Origin of the sequence: Pseudomonas sp. UYEF17 (assembly GCF_040546125.1) — a bacterium.
Taxonomy (GTDB): Bacteria; Pseudomonadota; Gammaproteobacteria; order Pseudomonadales; family Pseudomonadaceae; genus Aquipseudomonas; species Aquipseudomonas putida_Z.
This window is the reverse complement of record NZ_JBEPNE010000019.1, coordinates 1-20,377: the sequence shown is the minus strand read 5'-3', so window position 1 is coordinate 20,377 and position 20,377 is coordinate 1. Positions and strand designations below refer to the sequence as shown.

Below are 20,377 nucleotides of genomic sequence, written 5' to 3'. Positions count from 1 at the left end.
CTGGTGTACCAGATACCAAGGGTGGAATCTGTGTTGGCTTCTTCGCGGGTAAACCCGCTCCCACAGGGGGTTCACCAAGCCTGAGGTCAGTGGAATTCCTGTGGGAGCGGGTTCACCCGCGAAGAGGCCGGTGCAGGTATACCAGCACTCACCGAACCGCCTTGATCGCCAGCACATTGCACAGCGGATGCTCCAGCACATGCGCCGTGGTCCCGCCCAGGAACGTCTGCATGGCGTCATGCCGGTGGCTGCCCATCACGATCACATCCGCCCGGCTGTGCCCGACGAACTGGGCAATCACCTTGATCGCGGCCCCTTCCAGGAAGTGCCTGCGCTCCAGCGGGATCTGGTGGTGGTCGCCCAGCCGGTTGAACGCCGCCCGCTGCGCGGTGCGCACGCTGACATCGAAGCCTGGCATGGTCACTGTGCCGGCGCCGAAGTCGGCAATGTGGGTCTTGGCCGCGTCGCACACATGCAGCAGGTGCAGCTCGGCATTGCACTGCAGGGCCAGGGCATGGGCGCAATGGATCACCTGCTCATCCAGGTGCTCGCCGGCGCCATGGCTGTTCAGGTCCACCGCGGCGGCAATCTGCCGGGGCAGCGGCAGGCGGATATCGCTGACCAGGTGCACGGCGACCGGGCTGTCCTTCAGCAACTGCCAGTCCAGTGGCGTTACCAGCAGGCGCTTGAGCACCGGTTCGTGCTGCACGTCCTTGATCAGCAGGTCGCAACCCAGCCGTTCCACCCGCTCCAGCACGCTGCCCAGCGGATCGCGGGTCAGCAGCAGTTCGGTAGACACATCCAGGCCGGCGTTGGCCAGTTGTTCGGCTTCGTCCGCCAGCCATTGGCGGTTGTCGCTGAGCAGCCGCTCACGCTCGCGGCTATCGCTCATCAAACCGAAGGTGTCGACATCGTCGACGAACACGTTGATATCCAGCAAGGCACCGCTGGATTCCGCCAACGCCGCAGCGCGTTGCAGCGCTGGCGTGTGGCGCATCTGCGGGCCGAGCATGACGAACAGACGCTTGAACTGGCTCATCTCACACCTCCACGTGTGGCAGCCCCCCGGTGTCTGGTCTTGTTCAGTCTAGACCGCGCAGGGCCGCATGAGCGGCCGACGGAGGCTGGCGCGGCACGGTGTGTCGGGTATTATGCGGGCCCCATCATTTTCACGAGGCCCGCCCCATGTCCCTGAGTGCTGAACAGATCGGTGAATTCCGCGCCTTCGCCGAGCAGCTGGCCGATGCTGCTGCCGTGGCGATCAAGCCATACTTTCGCGCCAGCCTGGACGTCGAGGACAAGGGTGGGCGCCTGTACGACCCGGTGACCGTGGCCGACAAGGCAGCCGAGGACGCCATGCGCGAGCTGATCCAGGCCCGCTATCCCGACCACGGCATCCTCGGTGAAGAGGCCGGCGTGGCAGTCGGCAGCAGCCCGCTGACCTGGGTGCTCGACCCGATCGACGGTACGCGCGCCTTCATCACCGGCCTGCCGCTGTGGGGCACGCTGATTGCCCTGAACGACGGCACGCGCCCGGTTGTAGGGGTGATGAACCAGCCGTTCACCGGCGAACGCTTTGTCGGCACACCGGAAGGCGCCTGGCGCAGCGGTACGCCGTTGCAGACCCGCGCCTGTGCCGACCTGGCCTCGGCCACGCTGATGTGCACCACGCCGGACATGTTCGATACCGCCGCGCGCAAGGCTGCATTCGAAGCCGTTGCCGGCAAGGCGCGCCTGATGCGCTACGGTGGCGATTGCTATGCCTACTGCATGCTGGCTTCCGGGTTTGTCGATGTGATCGTCGAGGCGAGCCTGCAGCCGTATGACGTGCAGGCGCTGATGCCGATCATCGAAGGGGCGGGCGGGGTGATCACGGCGTGGGATGGCAGCAGCGCGCAGAATGGCGGGTGCGTGGTGGCCTGTGGTGACCCGGCGCTGCATGCACAGGTGGTGGAGATGTTGCGTCACGCCATGTGATTCATGTGTTGCTTGTGCCGGCCTCTTCGCGGGTAAACCCGCTCCCACAGGTACTGCGCAGTTTTCAAGATATGTGATGATCTTGTGGGAGCGGGTTTACCCGCGAAGAGGCCGGCACAGGTATGCAAAACCCCCGATCACCGCACTTTTTCCAATTTCCGGGCTCTATGCTTGGCCAGGCCACACTGATCCCCGGTGCGGCCGCCGAATATCGACCCGGTGCCGATGGTTGCAAGCAAGCCAAAATTCTTCCTCCGCCTGCTATTGGCAGGCACCCTCACGTGCCTGTGCGCCTGCACCCAGCAGCAGGGTCGCGACATGGTCAACCAGCTCGGCAACGGCAAGCCCAGCGAACTGTTCCAGACCAGCGTCGACCGCCTGGCCACGCTGTCCATGCGCGACAACCTGCAGAGCTTGTACCTGCTGATGAACAAGCTTTATCTGCGCAACCCCAACCAGTGGAAGCTGTCCGGCTACGTGGACGCGGCCACTGCCGAGCGGCAGATCCGTATCGCCATCGAACAACGCCAGCCCTTGCCGCAACTGGGCAACCGTCGCGACCTGGCAGCCTTGAGCTTTGCCCTGAGCCCCGAGTTTCGCGGTGACCGGGTGGGCGCCTTCATCTACGCCATCGGCAGCATGCTGATCACCGCCCACGGCGGGCGTACCGAGTTCTACATGACCGATACCATCGACCCGCTGTTCGTCAACAACGCGGCGCGCAATATCGAGAAGGCCACCTGGATGTTGAGCCAGCGGCAGGATGCCAATGGCGTGCTGCTGTTGTTCTCCAACGAAATCTCGGAAGAGGGCAGCAACCTGAGTTTTGCCGTTGAGTTCGGCAAGATCGTGGCACGGCTGGACTTGCTGGCGGAGTTGCTGGATGAGCGATACAGGCGGATTGGCTTGAATTATGCGCAAAGCCTGTTGTTGATGAACTTCCTGCCGGTGCAGTGAAGTGGGCGGTTCCGGGGTGCCTGTACCGGCCTCTTCGCGGGCACAGGCAACCGACATTCAGCGGGTACGCAACGACTCCAGCAACGGCTGAAACTCCGCCAGCAACCAGTCCCGCAAGCGGCAGCAACTGGAGTCATGGTCCTTGTCTTCGTTGAACGCCAGGAAGTGGAAGGTATCCTTGAGCACCAGTTCCTCTTCCACCGGCCTTGCCAGCAGCCCTTGGGCCACCAGCGGCTCTACCAGGTGGTGCCAGCCCAGCGCCACGCCCTGGCCACCCAGGGCCAGCTGCACCAGCAGGTTGTAATCGTTGGCATTGAAGAAGTGCGGGCCGGTGTTGGCGCGGCTTTTCAGGTCGATGTCATGGAACGCCAACCAGACGTTCCAGTCCACGTGCTCGGCCACCTGCGAGCGGCCATAAGGGCTGAGGTTCAACAACGTGCCATCGCGTAGCCCCTGCAGGGTACGCACCTCCGGGTGCTGCGCCAGGTACAGCGGTGTGCACACCGGGTAGATCACGTCGTGGTTGAGCTGGTGCGAGCTGTAGCCCGCCTGCACCTTGCCCAGTTTGGTGATGTAGATGTCCGGGCGAACCCCGGGCTCCATGGCCAGGAAGTTCTGCGTGGTCACCAGGTTGATGTCGATGTCCGGGTTCTCATCGAAGAACCTCGGCATCCGCGGCCCCATCCACAAGGCGGCGAAGGCCGGCGAACAGCACAGGGTGACCACCTGCTTGCTGTTGGTGTTGCTGCGAATGCGCTCGGCAGCCTGGGAAATGTTGACGAACGACAACTGCACCGCATCGAAGAAGATCGAACCGGCCACCGTCAGCTCCACCGCACGGCCCACGCGGGTGAACAACTCGGCGCCCAGGTAGGTTTCCAGTTCGCGGATTTGCCGGCTGACCGCTGCCTGGGTCACGCACAGCGCCTCGGCGGCGCGTGTGAAGTTCTGGTACTTGGCGGCGGCGACGAAGACTTTGACCGCACGCAGCGAGGGCATCTTGATCAGCGTCTGATCGGGTTCGGAGTGTCTGACCATGTCGGTGGGGTGCAGTCCTTTGTAGGAGCAGCCTTGTGCTGCGAAAGGGCCCCTGCAGGCACCCATGGCTCAAGTGTATGAGCCGGTCTCTTCGCTGCACAAGGCTGCGCCTGCATTCAAGCGCACTGCGCCAGGCTGTGGCTCGGGGCTCAGGCCCTGATTGATAACTTCAGGTAATGGTTTGCGTGAAACAAATGTCGTTGGACCCGCTCTGGCTCAAGGCCTAACGTTGAACCCACGGCGCGACATTCGAGACATCGATAGTCGGACAACTTTGAAGCAGGACATTCTGCGTGCCGGTTTTGACTCACGTTCGAATTTGAACGGACTGCCAAGCGTACTCGCACTGATCTCTACCCGCCTTATTGAAAGTGCGATGTTGAAAGATTGGTTAATAAGCATAATAAAGAGGGTCGTATGAGCCATGCCGATGAGATTCTTTCGGTAAAAAACATCTTCAAAGTGTTCGGTCCCAACCCGAACATGGCCATGGAGATGCTCCGCAAGGGGGCCGACAAGAACGAAATCTTCAGCAAGACCGGCCACGTCGTCGGCGTGTTCGATGCAAGCTTTTCCGTCAAGCGTGGCGAAATCTTCGTCATCATGGGCCTGTCCGGTTCGGGCAAGTCGACCATGGTGCGGCTGTTCAACCGCCTGATCGAGCCCACCTCCGGCAGCATTCACCTCAACGGCAAGGAAATCACCGGGCTCTCCGACAAAGCCCTGCTGGATGTGCGCCGCAAGGAAATGGGCATGGTGTTCCAGTCCTTTGCGCTGATGCCGCACATGAGCGTGCTGGAAAACACCGCGTTCGGCCTGGAGATTGCCGGCGTAGCGGAGGCCGAACGCCACAGCCGCGCCCGTGAAGCATTGAGCCAGGTTGGCCTGGCCGGCCATGAAAACAGCTACCCGCACCAGTTGTCTGGCGGCATGCAGCAGCGTGTAGGCCTGGCCCGGGCCCTGGCCAACGACCCGGCGATCCTGCTGATGGACGAGGCGTTCTCCGCGCTCGACCCGCTGATCCGCAGCGAAATGCAGGGCGAGCTGATCCGCCTGCAGGCCGAGCAGCAGCGCACCATCATCTTCATTTCCCACGACATCGAGGAAGCCATCCGCATCGGCCATCGCATCGCGATCATGGAAGGTGGCCGCGTGGTGCAGATCGGCACCCCGCAGGAGCTGATCAACCAGCCGGCCAACGACTACGTGCGCACCTTCTTCAAGAGCTTCGACAGCTCGCGGGTGCTCAAGGCCGGTGATGTGGCCAAGTTCGACCCGGCGGTGGTGTGCAAGGTCAACGGCAAGGCACCGAGCTTCCAGGCCGGCGTGCCGTTCGGCTACCTGGTCGATGACCGCGGGCAGTTGCTGGGCGTGGTCGACACCGACGCCAACGGCGCTACCGCCAGTGAGCGTTACAGCCTGCACGAGCAGTGCCCGGTATACACCGACACGCCACTGCACGAAGTGCTCGGGGTGGCGGCCGACCTGCCGTACCCGGTACCGGTGCTCGACCGCCAGGGCGCCTTCAAGGGCACGCTGTCGAAGAACGAGCTGTTGCAGACCCTGAGCCGCCACTAATACCCAGAGGTACACCCTCATGTCCGAATTCAGCATTCTCGACCCGTTCCAGGCGGCCACCATCCCCTTGGGCGACTGGGTCACCGCCACCCTGAACTTCCTGGTGCACAACTTCCGCGAGGTGTTCCGCGCCATCCGCTGGCCGATCGACCAGGTGCTCAATGGCATCGAGTTCACCCTGCAGAGCATCCCACCCACCATCGGCATCATCCTCTCCTCGCTGCTGGGCTGGCAGCTGGCCGGCAAGCGCATGGCCGTGCTGTGCTTCGTCACCCTGACCTTGCTAGGGCTGATCGGCGTATGGGCCGAATCCATGACCACCCTGGCGCTGGTGCTGACCTCGGTGTTCTTCTGCGCGGTCATCGGCATACCGCTGGGCATCCTGTGTGCCCGCAGCGACCGCCTGGAGCGCATCATCCGCCCGCTGCTCGACGCCATGCAGACCCTGCCGGCCTTCGTCTACCTGGTACCGGTGGTGATGCTGTTCGGTATCGGCAACGTGCCCGGCGTGCTGGTAACCATCGTGTTCGCCCTGCCGCCACTGGTGCGCCTGACCAACCTGGGCATTCGCCAGGTGCCGGAAGACAAGATCGAGGCCGCCCGTGCCTTCGGTTGCACCCCACGGCAGATGCTGACCCGCGTGCAGCTGCCGCTGGCCACCTCGACCATCATGGCCGGCCTCAACCAGACCCTGATGCTGTCGCTGTCGATGGTGGTGATCGCCTCGATGATTTCCGTCGGCGGCCTGGGCCAGATGGTCCTGCGCGGTATCGGCCGCCTCGACATGGGCCTGGCCACGGTCGGTGGCGTAGGGCTGGTGCTGCTGGCGATCTTCCTTGACCGCCTGACCCAGGCCATGGGCGCCCGCACCAGCGCCGACCCGAGCCTGCGCTGGTACCACACCGGCCCGGTAGGCGTGGTCATGCGCCTGTGTGGCGTGGCGCAACCGCAAGGGCGGCGCAAGACCGCCTGAGCACTGCAAGGCTTTTGAGACGTTCGATCTGCCGCACTTGAAGATAAAAATCAGAAGAAGGTAAGCGACGATGCACGAATCCAAGTTCTCCCGCAGCATCCTCAAATGCGCCACTGCGCTGACCCTGGTGGCAGCCGCGCTGGGCGCGCACGCCTCGGCCGAAAAACCGGGGGAGGGCGTGAAGGTTACGCCGATCTTCCCCTCCATCGCCGAAGAGCGCTTCCGTGGCGAAGTGGCCATGGAAGGCCTGCGCGAGCTGGGCTACAAGGTCCAGGAGCCTAAGGAGACCGAGTACGGCGTGATGATGGTGGCCCTGGCCAACGGCGATGCCGACTTCACCGTGCACCTGTGGGACAAACTGCACAACCAGTTTTACCAGCAGGCCGGTGGTGACGATGTGATGGTCAAGACCGGCGACATTCTGCCGGGCGTGGCCCAAGGCTACCTGATCGACAAGAAAACCGCTGACCAGTACAACATCAAGTACATCACCGACCTCAAAAAGCCAGAGATCGCCAAGCTGTTCGACACCGACGGTGACGGCAAGGCCGACATGACCGGTTGCAACCCGGGCTGGGGTTGCGAGCTGGTGATTGCCCACCACATGAAAGCCTACGACCTGGACAAGAGCATCACCGTCAACCAGGGCTCGTACTTCGCGCTGATGGCCGACACCATCACCCGTTACAAGGAAGGCAAGCCGATCTTCTACTTCACCTGGGTGCCACAGTGGATCGCCAGCGTGCTGGTCGAGGGCAAGGACGTGGTCTGGCTGGAAGTGCCGAAGACCGACCTGCCGGATGGCAAGAATGATGTCGACACGATGTACCACGGCAAAAACCTCGGCTTTGCCATCGACAAGGTGGTGGCCGTGCTGAACAAGGACTTTGCCGAAGAGAACCCGGCAGCGCTGAAGTTCCTGTCGCTGGTGCAGATCAGCACCGACGACGAGAGCAACCAGAACCTGAAGATGCAGCAGGGCGAGAAGAAGCCTGCCGACATCACCCGCCATGCCAAGGAATGGGTAGCGGCGCACCGCCAGCAGTTCGACCAGTGGCTGCAGGCATCGCGTGACGCTGCGGCCCAGGCTGGCAAGTAATCTGATCCATTAGCATTGGCTCCTTCGCGGGTGAACCCGCTCCCACAGGTACTGCACAGGCTCTGAATACTGTGCGATACCTGTAGGAGCGGGTTCACCCGCGAAGGGGGCAACGCGATTTCCGCTGTTGAGTTAATAGCCATGAGCCACTTCGAAAGCATCCTCAAGAACACCAACCTGGCCCACCTGGACCCGGCCATCCGCACTTCGCTGTCGATGCCATGCCAGCGTGTCGCCTTCGTCCTGCGCGAGCACTTCTCGATGATGGCCTTCACCGCCGCCATGGACAGCCTGGTCACCGCCAACCTGATGAGTGCCACGCCGTTGTTCCAGGTCCAGGTGGTGGGTGAGGGTACCCAGGTGATGAGTGACCTTGGCATCGCCCTGCCGGTCAACACTCAACTGGCCGACCTGGAGGTGCAAGGCCTGGACTGCCTGCTGGTGTGCGGCGGCTTCCGTGTGCGCCTGGAAACCGCACCGCTGCTGCGCGCCAGGCTGCGTCAGGCCGACCAGCACGGCTGCCAGCTGGGCGGTTTGTGGAACGGTGCCTACTTCCTGGCCGAAGCCGGTTTGCTCAACGACCATGATTGCGCCTTCCACCCCGATGGCCGGGCGATGATGAGCGAGCTGTTCCCCAAGGTGCGCATCAGCCGCCAGGCCCATGTGCTGGACCGCCGGCGCATGAGCTGCGCGGGCGCCAGTAGCGCGCTGGACATGATGCTGGCGCTGCTTGAACAGTGCGGTGGCGTAGCGTTGCGCCGCGCCGTGGAGCAGATGCTGGCGTGCGACCGGGCGCGGGTACTGAGTGATGCACCTGCCAGCTCGCCGGAAATCGACACCAGCCTGCCCAACGGCGTGCGCCTGGCCCTGGAGCTGATGCACGCCAATATCGAAGACCCGATCGGCATCGACGAGATTGCCGAGCATGCCGGCTTGTCCAGGCGGCATCTGGAGCGCCTGTTCCGCCGGCATGTACAGGCCACGCCGCCGCGTTACTATCTGGAGCTGCGGTTGACCCATGCACGGCAGTTGCTGCAGCACACCAGCAAGTCATTGACCGAAGTGGCGGTGGCCAGCGGGTTTGTCAGCTTCCCGCATTTCTACCGGCGCTTCCGTGAGCTGTTCGCCATTGCCCCGCGGCAGTACCGGGCAAGGAGCCAAGGGTGGGCAGGGCGGCAGGATGTGGCTGTGCACTGAACTTTCGGTTGCCTGTGCTGGCCTCTTCGCGGTTATTGCACAGGTGTTGCGGCAGTGGTGATCTCTGTGGGAGCGGGTTCACCCGCGAAGAGGCCGGCACAGAAAAACACCGTTCGATAACCGAACATCTTCCGTCAGTATCGTTGAGAGGCTGTACGCAATTAATACTGCTGTCTATGAACGCTTACGAGCTTCGGTCATTTTTCGGAGGTCGCTGTTGCTCTGGATGATGTGTGAGCTTTGGCTTAATGGATTGTAGAGTTCAGCTTGCATGTTAGTGGTGTCACCAAAGACCCTCTGGTCGTTCAAGCCAGACAGAGCATTTGAAGGCGCGGGGGCATAATGGATCACCGAAACTTCATGTCTGACGGCGAGTTGTTTTAGCATGTTTTGTGCGAGTTCGGTTTTATTGATTGCCTGTCGATCCACCAGGAAATTCACAAGCGTTAAAGGTAGTTGTTTTTTTGTCGTGCTGACTAATTCATTGACATCTTTAATGAACTCGGTAAGCTTGGGGCGCGCTTTGCGGTCTAGCATCATGACATTCAGCGTGACAGGGTTGCCTTCTCCAGCGTCAGTGACATACCAGTTGTATGATTTGTATTGGCCAACGGCTTTGGTTCCACCTGACTGATACAGCTTTTTTAATGCCGTACGACCTGTTGGGTCGGTATTGTTTATGGGGTCGCCAAGTACGTATGCGTAACTGTTCAAGCCGCCTGACTGGAATGGGCTGAGTTTGTCAGGGCTGACGAAGCGGCAAAAATCAGGGCAGTAAGCTCGGTAGCCGTTACCCAGAAAATAGAAGCCGGTAAGTTGGTCTTGATGTTCGCCATTGAAACCAATTCTCGAACTTGAGGTTGTTGATCTAAAACCATAGCACATATAGGAGTTCTGATGTGACACGGGATATCCTCAGCATGACAGATGCAATAAGCATGATTATAAAGTGCTTTCCTGATGTCGCTACTGTCAGAAATGTCAGGTAGCCTGACTTACCAGGGCGGCAGGATGTGGCTGTGCATTTACCTTTCGGTTGCCTGTGCTGGCCTCTTCGCGGGTAAACCCGCTCCCACAGGTATTGCACAGGTCTTGCGGCAGTGGTGATCTCTGTGGGAGCGGGTTCACCCGCGAAGAGGCCAGCACAGGAAAACACCGTTCGATAACCGAACATCTCTCCCGTCATGAACGTCCGCTATCCGCCCATCCATTCCCAAGGTCGCATTGCCCAACCCCCGCCTTTTTGCTTAAGTGTGCCCATCCACCGGTTGTCGCCTGCCCCCGCGACCCGCAGCCGGCTCGATAGAATGACCGTGACGACCGCAACCACAGCCCACCGGGCCGTAGGAAGCGGCGACCAGAACAATAACGATCCGAGTGCCTTGCCTATGGAAAGCCGCCTGCTGAGCGAGCGCAGTAGCGTGTTTCATCACGCCGACCCTTATGCTGTGTCCGATTATGTGAACCAGCACGTAGGCCAGCATTGCATCGGTCTGTCCCGCACCACTCATCCGCAAGCCAGCCTCAGCCACCGCAAGTTCGCCGAACTCGACCTGTGCCGCATCAGCTACGGCGGCAGCGTGCGCGTTACCTCGCCGGCACTGGAGACCATCTACCACCTGCAGGTGCTGCTCAACGGCAACTGCCTGTGGCGCGGGCACAAGCGCGAGCATCACCTGGTGCCGGGCGAGCTGCTGCTGATCAATCCCGACGACCCGGTTGACCTGACCTACTCGGAAGACTGCGAAAAATTTATCCTCAAGGTGCCGACCCGGCTACTGGACTCGATCTGCGACGAACAGCGCTGGCACCGCCCGGATGGCGGGGTGCGGTTCTTGCGCAACCATTACCGGCTGGACGAACTGGACGGGTTCGTCAACCTGCTGGCCATGGTCTGCCATGAGGCGGAAGTGGGCGATTCGCTGCCTAGGGTGCAGGGCCACTACAGCCAGATCGTCGCCAGTAAGCTGCTGACCTTGATGAGCACCAATATCCGCCGCGAAAGCCTGAGCGCGCCGCAAGCGGGGCTTGAGCGCATTCTTGACTACATCGAGCGCAACCTGAAGCTTGAACTGACAGCTGAAGCACTGGCGGAGCAGGCGTGCATGAGCCTGCGCTCGTTGTATGCATTGTTCGACCGGCATCTGCAGACCACGCCCAAGCAGTATGTGCGCCAGCGCAAGCTGGAGCAGGTACATGCCTGCCTGGGTGATGCCAGTTGCGCGGTACGCAGCGTGACCGAACTGGCCATGGATTATGGCTTCATGCACCTAGGGCGGTTTTCCGAGGTGTATCGGCAGCAGTTTGGCGAGTTGCCCTCGGAAACCTTGCGTAATCGGCGCTGAGCCGCACCGGCCTCTTCGCGGGTAAACCCGCTCCCACAGTGCCCCGCAGAAACACCAGCCTGCACAAAACGGATAGCACCGCGCACAAACCGGATATTCCCGCCCAATACCAATCCCTAACCTGACCAGGTCTAAACAATAACAAGGGAGACCCTGGCCATGTCCCTGGGATTCGACTACCTCAATGCCTTGCTCGAGGACGACCGTGACAAGGGCATCTACCGCTGCAAGCGCGAGATGTTCACCGACCCACGCCTGTTCGACCTGGAGATGAAACACATCTTCGAGGGCAACTGGATCTACCTGGCCCATGAAAGCCAGATCCCCGAGAAAAACGACTTCCTCACCCTGACCATGGGGCGCCAGCCGATCTTCATCGCGCGCAACAAGGACGGTGAACTCAATGCCTTCCTCAACGCCTGCAGCCACCGCGGCGCCATGCTCTGCCGGCACAAGCGCGGCAACCGCTCCAGCTACACCTGCCCGTTCCACGGCTGGACCTTCAACAACAGCGGCAAGCTGCTCAAGGTCAAAGACCCAGGCAACGCCGGCTACCCCGACAGCTTCAACTGCGACGGCTCCCACGACCTGACCAAGGTGGCGCGCTTCGAGTCGTACCGTGGCTTCCTGTTCGGCAGCCTGAATGCCGACGTCAAGCCGCTGGTCGAGCACCTGGGCGAGTCGGCCAAGATCATCGACATGATCGTCGACCAGTCGCCGGAAGGCCTGGAAGTGCTGCGCGGTGCCAGCTCGTACATCTACGAAGGCAACTGGAAGCTAACCGCCGAGAACGGCGCCGACGGCTACCACGTCAGTTCCGTGCACTGGAACTACGCCGCCACCCAGAACCAGCGCAAGCAGCGCGAGGCGGGTGAAGAGATCAAGACCATGAGTGCCGGCGCCTGGGCCAAGCAGGGCGGTGGCTTCTACTCCTTCGACCACGGCCACCTGCTGCTGTGGACCCGCTGGGCCAACCCCGAAGACCGCCCGGCCTACGAGCGCCGTGACCAGCTGGCCGCCGACTTCGGCCAGGCCCGTGCCGACTGGATGATCGAGAACTCGCGCAACCTGTGCCTGTACCCGAACGTGTACCTGATGGACCAGTTCAGCTCGCAGATCCGCATCGCCCGGCCGATTTCGGTGAACAAGACCGAAATCACCATCTACTGCATCGCGCCGAAAGGCGAGAGCGCCGATGCCCGCGCCAAGCGCATTCGCCAGTACGAAGACTTCTTCAACGTCAGCGGCATGGCCACCCCGGATGACCTGGAGGAGTTCCGCTCGTGCCAGACCGGCTATGGCGGCGGCACCGGCTGGAACGACATGTCCCGCGGCGCTGCGCACTGGGTGGAAGGCGCCGACGAGGCGGCCAGGGAGATCGAACTCAAGCCGCTGCTGTCGGGCGTACGCACCGAGGACGAAGGCCTGTTCGTGCTGCAGCACAAGTATTGGCAGGACACCATGATCCAGGCCCTGAAGGACGAACAGCAACTGATCCCCGTGGAGGCCGTGCAATGAGCCTTTATGAAACCGTGCGCGACTTCCTCTACCGCGAAGCGCGCTACCTGGACGATGCCCAGTGGGACCAGTGGCTGGAGCTGTACGCCAGCGATGCCAGCTTCTGGATGCCGAGCTGGGACGATGACGACACCCTTACCGAAGACCCACAAAGCGAAATCTCGCTGATCTGGTACGGCAACCGTGGCGGCCTGGAAGACCGGGTGTTCCGCATCAAGACCGAGCGCTCCAGTGCGACCGTGCCCGACACCCGCACCTCGCACAACATCAGCAACATCGAGATCGTCGAGCAGGGCGAGGGCAGCTGCCAGGTGCGCTTCAACTGGCACACCCTGAGCTTCCGCTACAAGACCACCGACAGTTACTTCGGCACCAGCTTCTACACCCTCGACCTGCGCGGCGAGCAGCCGCTGATCAAGGCCAAGAAAGTGGTGCTGAAGAACGACTACGTGCGCCAGGTCATCGACATCTACCACATCTGATCCAGGGTTTTGCGAGCGCTGCCCGGTGCGTCCTGCGATGTGCCGTGGCCCGGCTCGCCCGCGAGGTGCAACATGAGCTACCAGATCGCACTGAATTTCGAAGACGGGGTGACCCGCTTCATCGAGGCCACCGGCCATGAAACCGTGGCCGATGCCGCCTACCGCCAGGGCATCAACATCCCGCTGGACTGCCGCGACGGCGCTTGCGGTACCTGCAAGTGCAAGGCCGAGTCCGGGCGCTACGACCTGGGCGACAACTTCATCGAAGACGCCCTGAGCGAAGACCAAGTCGCCGAAGGCTACGTACTGACCTGCCAGATGCGCGCCGAAAGCGACTGCGTCATCCGCATCCCGGCCTCGTCGCAGCTGTGCAAGACCGAGCAGGCCAGTTTCGAGGCTGCCATCAGCGATGTCCGCCAGCTGTCGGCCAGCACCATTGCCCTGTCGATCAAGGGCGAGGCCCTCAGCCGCCTGGCCTTCCTGCCGGGGCAGTATGTCAACCTCAAGGTGCCGGGTAGCGAGCAGAGCCGCGCCTATTCGTTCAGTTCACTGCAGAAGGACGGCGAGGTCAGCTTCCTGATCCGCAACGTGCCGGGCGGGCTGATGAGCAGCTTCCTGACCAACCTGGCCAAGGCCGGCGACAGCATGACCCTGGCCGGGCCGCTGGGCAGCTTCTACCTGCGGCCGATCCAGCGCCCGCTGTTGCTGCTGGCCGGTGGCACCGGCCTGGCGCCGTTCACCGCGATGCTGGAGAAGATCGCCGAGCAAGGCAGCGAGCACCCGCTGCACCTGATCTACGGCGTGACCAACGACTTCGACCTGGTCGAGCTCGACCGCCTGCAGGCGCTGGCGGCGCGCATCCCCAACTTCACCTTCAGCGCCTGCGTGGCCAACCCGGACAGCCAGTACCCGCAGAAGGGCTACGTGACCCAGCACATCGAACCGCGCCACCTGAACGATGGTGATGTGGATGTGTACCTGTGCGGCCCGCCACCGATGGTCGAGGCGGTCAGCCAGTACGTGCGCGAGCAGGGCATTACCCCGGCGAACTTCTACTACGAGAAGTTCGCGGCGGCGGCCTGAGGTTTTGCCAGGGCCGCCTGTCTCGTGCCGATGAGGGCGGCCTCCATTCAATTGACTGTCAGATTGCTGGGGCCGCGGTGCGGCCCTTTCGCGACACAAGGCCGCTCCTACAGGGGACCGCGGTGCTTGTAGGAGCGGCCTTGCGTCGCGATGGAGGGCGCAGCCCTCCCGGCAATGCTGGACTGAGTAGGAGATCGAGATGAACAACCGATTCCAAGGCAAGGTCGCCCTGGTCACTGGTGCCGCCCAGGGCATCGGCCGTGGCGTGTGCTGGCGGCTCAAGGCCGAAGGCGCGCAAGTGGTCGCGGTAGACCGCTCCGAACTGGTTCACGAACTGGCCGGCGAGGGCATGCTCACCCTCACTGCCGACCTGGAACAACACGCCGACTGCGCCCGGGTCATGGCCAGCGCGGTTGAAGCATTCGGCCGCCTCGACATCCTGGTCAACAACGTCGGCGGCACCATCTGGGCCAAGCCCTTCGAACACTACGAAGTGGACCAGATCGAAGCCGAAGTACGCCGTTCGTTGTTCCCCACCCTGTGGTGCTGCCATGCCGTACTGCCGTACATGCTCGAACGCGGCAGCGGCGCCATCGTCAACGTCTCGTCCATTGCCACCCGTGGCGTCAACCGCGTGCCCTATGGCGCGGCCAAGGGCGGCGTCAACGCGCTGACTGCGTGCCTGGCCTTCGAAACTGCCGGCCGGGGCATCCGGGTCAACGCCACCGCTCCCGGCGGCACCGAAGCGCCACCCCGGCGCGTGCCGCGCAACAGTGCCGAGCAGACCGAACAGGAAAGGCACTGGTACCAGCAGATCGTCGACCAGACCCTCGACAGCAGCCTGATGCACCGCTACGGCAGCATCGACGAGCAGGTCGGCGCGATCCTGTTCCTCGCTTCCGACGAAGCCTCGTACATCACCGGCGTGACCTTGCCGGTAGGGGGCGGCGACCTCGGCTGAGCGGCACCCACAAGGCAAAGAGCTTTCTTTCACAACAAAAACAAGAGCGACAGATGCCATGCGAACCCTTGACGTACACCCGATCATCGATAACGCGCGCTTTACCCCGTTCCACTGGATGGTCATGGCCTGGTGCGGCCTGCTGCTGATCTTCGACGGCTATGACCTGTTCATCTACGGCGTGGTACTGCCGGTCATCATGAAAGAGTGGGGCCTGACCCCGTTGCAGGCCGGTGCACTGGGCAGCTATGCGCTGTTCGGCATGATGTTCGGCGCCCTGGCGTTCGGTAGCCTGGCCGATCGCATCGGGCGCAAGAAGGGCATCGCCATCTGCTTCGCCTTGTTCTCCGGGGCGACCATCCTCAACGGCTTTGCCAGCAGCCCGAGCGAGTTCGGCATCTACCGCTTCATTGCCGGCCTGGGCTGTGGCGGCCTGATGCCCAACGCCGTGGCACTGATGAACGAGTACGCGCCCAAGCGCCTGCGCAGCACGCTGGTAGCGATCATGTTCAGTGGCTACTCGCTGGGCGGCATGCTCTCGGCGGGTGTCGGTATCTTCATGCTGCCGCGTTTCGGTTGGGAATCGATGTTCTTCGCCGCAGCGGTGCCATTGCTGCTGTTGCCGGTGATCCTCTACCACCTCCCGGAATCGATCGGTTTCCTGGTGCGCCAGGGCCGTACCGACGAGGCCCGCAAGCTGCTCAAGCGGCTGGACGCGGATTGCGACCTGCAACCTGACGATGTACTGGTCGCCCCTGTGGGAGCGGGCTTGTCCCGCGAAAGGGCCGGCAAGTTCACCGCTGTAGTCGAACTGTTCCGCAACGGCCTGGCCATTCGCACCCTGGCGCTGTGGCTGGCGTTCTTCTGCTGCCTGCTGATGGTCTACGCGCTCAGTTCCTGGTTGCCGAAGCTGATGGCCAACGCCGGCTACAGCCTGGGCTCGAGCCTGTCGTTCCTGCTGGCGCTGAACTTCGGCGGCATGGCCGGGGCGATCCTCGGCGGCTGGCTGGGCGACCGCTACAACCTGGTCAAGGTCAAGGTGGCGTTCTTCATTGCCGCCGCGCTGTCGATCAGCCTGCTGGGCGTCAACAGCCCCATGCCGGTGCTGTACCTGCTGATCTTCATAGCCGGCGCCACCACCATCGGCACGCAGATCCTGCTGTATGCCGGCGCCGCCCAGCTGTACGGGCTATCGGTGCGTTCCACCGGGCTGGGCTGGGCCTCGGGCATCGGCCGTAACGGCGCCATCGTCGGCCCGCTGCTGGGTGGTGCGCTGATGGGCATCAACCTGCCCCTGCAACTCAATTTCATCGCCTTCGCCATCCCCGGCGCAATTGCCGCGCTGGCCATGGCCGTGCACCTGGCCAGCGGCCGTCGGCATGCCCAGGCCATTGCGGCGCAGGCGTAACTCCAGAACAACAACATGAGGTAACCCACCATGACCGTGAAAATTTCCCACACTGCCGAGGTACAGCAGTTCTTCGAAGAGGCCGCAGGCTTTGGCAACGATGCCGGCAGCCCGCGCCTGAAGCGCATCGTGCAGCGCCTGCTGCAAGACACCGCGCGGCTGATCGAAGACCTGGAAATCAGCGAGGACGAGTTCTGGCATGCCGTCGACTACCTCAACCGCCTGGGCGGCCGTGGCGAGGCCGGGCTGCTGGTGGCGGGGCTGGGCATCGAGCACTTCCTCGACTTGCTGCAGGATGCCAAGGACCAGCAGGCAGGCCTGGTCGGCGGCACCCCACGCACCATCGAAGGCCCGCTGTACGTGGCCGGTGCGCCCATTGCCGAAGGTGAAGTGCGCATGGACGACGGCAGCGAGGAGGGCGTTGCCACGCTGATGTACCTGGAGGGCCAGGTGCTCGACCCGCAAGGCCGGCCGCTGCCGGGGGCCACGGTCGACCTGTGGCATGCCAATACCCGTGGCACTTATTCGTTCTTCGACCAGAGCCAGTCCGAGTACAACCTGCGCCGGCGCATCGTCACCGATGCCCAAGGGCGCTACCGCGCGCGCTCCATCGTGCCGTCAGGCTACGGCTGCGACCCGCAGGGGCCGACCCAGGAGTGCCTGGACCTGCTGGGCCGCCATGGCCAGCGCCCGGCGCATGTGCACTTCTTCATCTCGGCGCCTGGGCACCGGCACCTGACCACGCAGATCAACCTGGCCGGGGACAAGTACCTGTGGGATGACTTTGCCTATGCCACGCGCGATGGGCTGGTGGGCGAGGTGGTGTTCGTCGAGGGCGAGGCGGGGCGGCATGCCGAGCTGAAATTCGACTTCCAGTTGCAGCGGGCCCAGGGCGGTGCCGATGAGCAGCGCAGTGGGCGGCCGCGGGCGTTGCAGGAGGCCTGATCCACCCAGTTGGCTTCTTCGCGGGTGAACCCGCTCCCACAGGTACGGCGCAAATGCTGGAACCTGTGTAGTCCCTGTGGGAGCGGGTTTACCCGCGAAGAAGGCAACACAAGAACAAGAGCCGGTCACCTAGCCCGGCCAGATGCCTTGCGAGAGGTGCCATGAAAACCCTGATCAAGGACAGTTCACTGTCCGCCATCGTCGCCGGCTGCATCGCCACGATGATCTCCTACGCGGGCCCCCTGGTGATCATCTTCCACGCCGCAGAAGCCGCCGGCCTGTCCCATCGGCAACTGTCCTCCTGGGTCTGGGCAGTGTCCATGGGTAGCGCCGTGCTCGGCGCGCTGCTCAGCCTGCGCTATCGGGTGCCGGTGGTGATCGCCTGGTCGATCCCCGGCTCGGCGCTGCTGGTCACCGCCTTGCCGCAACTGGGCCTGGAACAGGCCGTGGGCGCCTACCTGGTGGCCAACCTGGTTTTGCTGCTGATCGGCATCAGCGGGGCCTTCGACCGCATCATCGCGCGCCTGCCAGGCTCCATCGCCGCCGGCATGCAGGCCGGCATCCTGTTCAGCTTCGGCATCGAGGTGTTCCGCGCCTTGCCGGTGCAACCGCTGCTGGTACTGGCAATGTTTGTCACCTACGTGCTGATGCGCCGGCTGCAGCCGCGCTACGCCGTGGCGGCGGTGCTGTGCGTGGGCACGGTGGTGACCGTGGCAAGCGGGGCGTTTCGCAGCGAGGCGCTGGTGCTGGAGCTGGCGTCGCCGCAGTGGGTCACCCCGCAGTTCAGCCTGGCAGCGGTATTCAGCCTGGCACTGCCCCTGGTGCTGGTGGCCCTGACCGGGCAGTTCATGCCGGGCATGGCAGTGCTGCGCAACGCCGGTTACCCCACGCCGGCCAGCCCGATCATCAGTGCCAGCGCCCTGGCCGGCGCCGCGCTGGCGCCGTTCGGTTGCCACGGGCTGAACCTGGCGGCGGTCACTGCCAGCCTGTGCACTGGCCATGAAGCCCATGAAAACCCACGGCGGCGCTATGTCGCGGCGGTGGCTGGCAGTGCGCTGTACCTGCTGCTGGGAATCGCCGGGGCCACGCTGATGTCGCTGTTCGCAGCATTCCCCGCCGCCCTGATCGCCGCCCTGGCCGGGCTGGCCCTGTATGGCGCCATCAGCGAAGCCCTGGCCCGCAGCCTGGCAGAACCAACCGAGCGCGATGCCGGGCTGTTCACCTTCCTGGTCACCGCTTCGGGGGTGGCCTTCCTGGGCCTGTCGGCAGCGTTCTGGGGCCTGCTGTTCGGCCTGCTGAGCCATGGGTTGCTCAGGCTGCGCCAGCCACGTGCCCGGGAGGTGCTGCGCCGTACCCCATGAACCGCCGTGCTTCCAACGCTTTACCCATAAAAACAAGATCAAGAGAGCTTCGGAATGAACCACACCCCTTGCGTCGCCCTGGGCCTGACTTTGCTCAGCCAACCGTTGCTGGCCGCCGAAGGCGGCTTCTTCGAAGATTCGAAGGCCACCCTGAGTGCCCGTAACTACTACTTCAGCCGCGACTTCTCCGACATCGTCGGGGCCAACCGGCAATCCAAGGCGGAGGAGTGGGCCCAGGGCTTCATCCTCGACTTCAAGTCGGGCTACACCCCGGGCACGGTCGGCTTTGGCGTGGACGCCCTGGGCCTGCTGGGCATCAAGCTCGACAGCAGCCCCGACCGCACCAACACCGGGTTGCTGCCGGTGCACGGCGATGGCCGCGCCGCCGACGAATACAGCCGCCTGGCGCCCACCTTCAAGGCCCGGTTGTCCAGGACCGAATTGCGCGTCGGCGAACTGCAACCCAACCTGCCGGTGCTGACCTTCAGCGACATCCGCCTGTTGCCTCCCACCTACCAGGGCGCAAGCCTGAGCTCGGCGGAAATCGACGGCCTGACCGTGCAGGCCGGGCACCTGAAAAGCACCCACCTGCGCAACGAAGGCGGCGACGGCAAGATGAACGCCATGCTCGGCCATGTGCCGATGCGCCAGGCAGAAAGCGATGCCTTCAACTACCTGGGCGGGGACTATGCGTTCAATGCCAACCAGAGCAGCGTCAGCCTGTGGTACGGGCAGCTGGAGGACATCTATGAACAGGGCTTTGTCGGCCTCAAGCACAGCAAGCCCGTAGGCAACTGGGTGCTCAGCGCCAACCTGGGGTATTTCACTGCACGCGAGGATGGCGATGCGTTGCTCGGCAACATCGACAACCAGGCGTTCTTCTCGATGTTCACGGCCCGGCATGGCGGGCACAGCTTCCATGCCGGCTACCAGGGCATCTATGGCGACAGCCCGTTCCCACGGGTATTCGCCAACATCTCGCCGCTGGGTAACGAAGTTCCGACCTACGAGTTCGCCTACACCGACGAACGCTCGTACCAGGTGCGCTACGACTACAACTTCGCGGCCATGGGCGTGCCGGGGCTGACGGCCACCGTGCGCTACATCACCGGTAACAATGTCGACACTGGGCTGGGTTATGAAGGGCGCGACCGCGAGCGCGACCTGGACATCGGTTACGCCGTGCAGGGCGGGGTGCTGAAGGGGCTGGGGATCCGGGTGCGCAATGCCATGGCCCGGTCCAATTACCGCAGCGACATCGACGAGAACCGCTTGACGCTGGTGTACACCTGGCAGTTGTTCTGACGCATCCACAGGGTGCCTGCGGGACCTTTGTAGGAACTGCACATAACTCATTGAGTTAGCAGGGACCCTGTGGGAGCGGCTTTAGCCGCGAACACCGGCGCAGCCGGTGCCATGCACCGCGTTGGATTCTTCGCGGCTAAAGCCGCTCCC

18 protein-coding genes are annotated in these 20,377 nt (G+C 63.1%); 15 read left to right on the top strand and 3 right to left on the bottom strand.

The annotated features are described in order from the left end of the window. Positions 1-148: 148 nt before the first annotated feature. Positions 149-1,039 (bottom strand): universal stress protein, encoded by an 891-nt coding sequence (locus ABIB24_RS22415; protein WP_025339029.1) that lies wholly within the window; start codon positions 1,037-1,039, stop codon positions 149-151. Positions 1,040-1,185: 146 nt separating this feature from the next. Between ABIB24_RS22415 and hisN the strand changes: the two genes are divergently transcribed. After that, complete coding sequence (hisN, locus tag ABIB24_RS22410; RefSeq protein WP_085693207.1) at positions 1,186-1,977, top strand: histidinol-phosphatase; 792 nt, start codon at positions 1,186-1,188, stop codon at positions 1,975-1,977. A gap of 225 nt (positions 1,978-2,202) precedes the next feature. Continuing rightward, positions 2,203-2,934 (top strand): hypothetical protein, encoded by a 732-nt coding sequence (locus ABIB24_RS22405; RefSeq protein WP_137163872.1) that lies wholly within the window; start codon positions 2,203-2,205, stop codon positions 2,932-2,934. A 57-nt stretch (positions 2,935-2,991) separates the two neighbouring features. Here the strand turns inward: ABIB24_RS22405 and ABIB24_RS22400 are convergent, their stop codons facing one another. Next, entirely contained in the window at positions 2,992-3,972 is a 981-nt protein-coding gene (locus ABIB24_RS22400; RefSeq protein ID WP_025339032.1) for a LysR family transcriptional regulator, read from the bottom strand. 417 nt (positions 3,973-4,389) lie between these two features. On the opposite strand from ABIB24_RS22400, the gene ABIB24_RS22395 reads away from it, so the two are divergent. The 4 genes from ABIB24_RS22395 (at position 4,390) to ABIB24_RS22380 (ending at position 8,819) form a co-directional block, all read left to right on the top strand. Further along, positions 4,390-5,550, top strand: coding sequence for a quaternary amine ABC transporter ATP-binding protein (locus tag ABIB24_RS22395; protein WP_025339033.1), 1,161 nt, complete (start codon positions 4,390-4,392; stop codon positions 5,548-5,550). 19 nt (positions 5,551-5,569) lie between these two features. After that, positions 5,570-6,523, top strand: a complete 954-nt coding sequence (proW, locus tag ABIB24_RS22390; RefSeq protein ID WP_025339034.1) for a glycine betaine/L-proline ABC transporter permease ProW — start codon at positions 5,570-5,572, stop codon at positions 6,521-6,523. 70 nt (positions 6,524-6,593) lie between these two features. Further along, positions 6,594-7,622: a glycine betaine/L-proline ABC transporter substrate-binding protein ProX gene (gene proX / locus ABIB24_RS22385; protein WP_075045175.1), complete on the top strand. Its 1,029-nt coding sequence runs from the start codon at positions 6,594-6,596 to the stop codon at positions 7,620-7,622. Positions 7,623-7,763: 141 nt separating this feature from the next. Then, the gene (locus ABIB24_RS22380) at positions 7,764-8,819 is read left to right on the top strand and encodes a GlxA family transcriptional regulator (RefSeq protein WP_354317254.1); all 1,056 of its coding nucleotides are present in this window, start codon (positions 7,764-7,766) and stop codon (positions 8,817-8,819) included. A gap of 174 nt (positions 8,820-8,993) precedes the next feature. Here ABIB24_RS22380 and ABIB24_RS22375 read toward each other — a convergent pair whose 3' ends face one another. Next, positions 8,994-9,725: an RHS repeat-associated core domain-containing protein gene (locus ABIB24_RS22375; protein ID WP_354317253.1), complete on the bottom strand. Its 732-nt coding sequence runs from the start codon at positions 9,723-9,725 to the stop codon at positions 8,994-8,996. 482 nt (positions 9,726-10,207) lie between these two features. Between ABIB24_RS22375 and ABIB24_RS22370 the strand changes: the two genes are divergently transcribed. From ABIB24_RS22370 to ABIB24_RS22330, 9 genes are all read left to right on the top strand, one after another. Next, positions 10,208-11,164 (top strand): helix-turn-helix transcriptional regulator, encoded by a 957-nt coding sequence (locus ABIB24_RS22370; protein WP_137163873.1) that lies wholly within the window; start codon positions 10,208-10,210, stop codon positions 11,162-11,164. 159 nt (positions 11,165-11,323) lie between these two features. Next, a complete protein-coding gene (gene benA / locus ABIB24_RS22365) occupies positions 11,324-12,682 on the top strand; it encodes a benzoate 1,2-dioxygenase large subunit (protein ID WP_137163874.1) in 1,359 nt (452 codons plus the stop codon). Further along, complete coding sequence (gene benB, locus ABIB24_RS22360; protein WP_004374327.1) at positions 12,679-13,164, top strand: benzoate 1,2-dioxygenase small subunit; 486 nt, start codon at positions 12,679-12,681, stop codon at positions 13,162-13,164. Before benA ends, benB begins: the two co-directional genes overlap by 4 nt. Positions 13,165-13,236: 72 nt before the next feature. Further along, positions 13,237-14,247 (top strand): benzoate 1,2-dioxygenase electron transfer component BenC, encoded by a 1,011-nt coding sequence (gene benC, locus ABIB24_RS22355; protein WP_354317252.1) that lies wholly within the window; start codon positions 13,237-13,239, stop codon positions 14,245-14,247. A 199-nt stretch (positions 14,248-14,446) separates the two neighbouring features. Further along, positions 14,447-15,208, top strand: a complete 762-nt coding sequence (locus ABIB24_RS22350) for a 1,6-dihydroxycyclohexa-2,4-diene-1-carboxylate dehydrogenase (protein ID WP_274120538.1) — start codon at positions 14,447-14,449, stop codon at positions 15,206-15,208. Between the two features lie 58 nt (positions 15,209-15,266). Then, positions 15,267-16,616, top strand: coding sequence for an MFS transporter (locus ABIB24_RS22345; protein WP_354317251.1), 1,350 nt, complete (start codon positions 15,267-15,269; stop codon positions 16,614-16,616). Between the two features lie 30 nt (positions 16,617-16,646). Beyond that, the gene (gene catA / locus ABIB24_RS22340) at positions 16,647-17,561 is read left to right on the top strand and encodes a catechol 1,2-dioxygenase (RefSeq protein WP_354317250.1); all 915 of its coding nucleotides are present in this window, start codon (positions 16,647-16,649) and stop codon (positions 17,559-17,561) included. 161 nt (positions 17,562-17,722) lie between these two features. Beyond that, complete coding sequence (locus tag ABIB24_RS22335) at positions 17,723-18,922, top strand: benzoate/H(+) symporter BenE family transporter (protein ID WP_137163879.1); 1,200 nt, start codon at positions 17,723-17,725, stop codon at positions 18,920-18,922. Positions 18,923-18,976: 54 nt separating this feature from the next. Beyond that, positions 18,977-20,227: an OprD family porin gene (locus tag ABIB24_RS22330; protein ID WP_085615648.1), complete on the top strand. Its 1,251-nt coding sequence runs from the start codon at positions 18,977-18,979 to the stop codon at positions 20,225-20,227. Positions 20,228-20,377 lie beyond the last annotated feature (150 nt).

Coding starts and splice junctions, on each gene's coding strand:
- hisN (WP_085693207.1), top strand. CDS start 1,186: ATGTCCCTGAGTGCTGAACAGATCGGTGAATTCCGCGCCTTCGCCGAG.
- ABIB24_RS22350 (WP_274120538.1), top strand. CDS start 14,447: ATGAACAACCGATTCCAAGGCAAGGTCGCCCTGGTCACTGGTGCCGCC.
- benB (WP_004374327.1), top strand. CDS start 12,679: ATGAGCCTTTATGAAACCGTGCGCGACTTCCTCTACCGCGAAGCGCGC.
- ABIB24_RS22330 (WP_085615648.1), top strand. CDS start 18,977: ATGAACCACACCCCTTGCGTCGCCCTGGGCCTGACTTTGCTCAGCCAA.
- catA (WP_354317250.1), top strand. CDS start 16,647: ATGACCGTGAAAATTTCCCACACTGCCGAGGTACAGCAGTTCTTCGAA.
- proX (WP_075045175.1), top strand. CDS start 6,594: ATGCACGAATCCAAGTTCTCCCGCAGCATCCTCAAATGCGCCACTGCG.
- ABIB24_RS22345 (WP_354317251.1), top strand. CDS start 15,267: ATGCGAACCCTTGACGTACACCCGATCATCGATAACGCGCGCTTTACC.
- ABIB24_RS22415 (WP_025339029.1), bottom strand. CDS start 1,039: ATGAGCCAGTTCAAGCGTCTGTTCGTCATGCTCGGCCCGCAGATGCGC.
- ABIB24_RS22335 (WP_137163879.1), top strand. CDS start 17,723: ATGAAAACCCTGATCAAGGACAGTTCACTGTCCGCCATCGTCGCCGGC.
- proW (WP_025339034.1), top strand. CDS start 5,570: ATGTCCGAATTCAGCATTCTCGACCCGTTCCAGGCGGCCACCATCCCC.
- benA (WP_137163874.1), top strand. CDS start 11,324: ATGTCCCTGGGATTCGACTACCTCAATGCCTTGCTCGAGGACGACCGT.
- ABIB24_RS22400 (WP_025339032.1), bottom strand. CDS start 3,972: ATGGTCAGACACTCCGAACCCGATCAGACGCTGATCAAGATGCCCTCG.
- benC (WP_354317252.1), top strand. CDS start 13,237: ATGAGCTACCAGATCGCACTGAATTTCGAAGACGGGGTGACCCGCTTC.
- ABIB24_RS22405 (WP_137163872.1), top strand. CDS start 2,203: ATGGTTGCAAGCAAGCCAAAATTCTTCCTCCGCCTGCTATTGGCAGGC.
- ABIB24_RS22370 (WP_137163873.1), top strand. CDS start 10,208: ATGGAAAGCCGCCTGCTGAGCGAGCGCAGTAGCGTGTTTCATCACGCC.
- ABIB24_RS22380 (WP_354317254.1), top strand. CDS start 7,764: ATGAGCCACTTCGAAAGCATCCTCAAGAACACCAACCTGGCCCACCTG.
- ABIB24_RS22395 (WP_025339033.1), top strand. CDS start 4,390: ATGAGCCATGCCGATGAGATTCTTTCGGTAAAAAACATCTTCAAAGTG.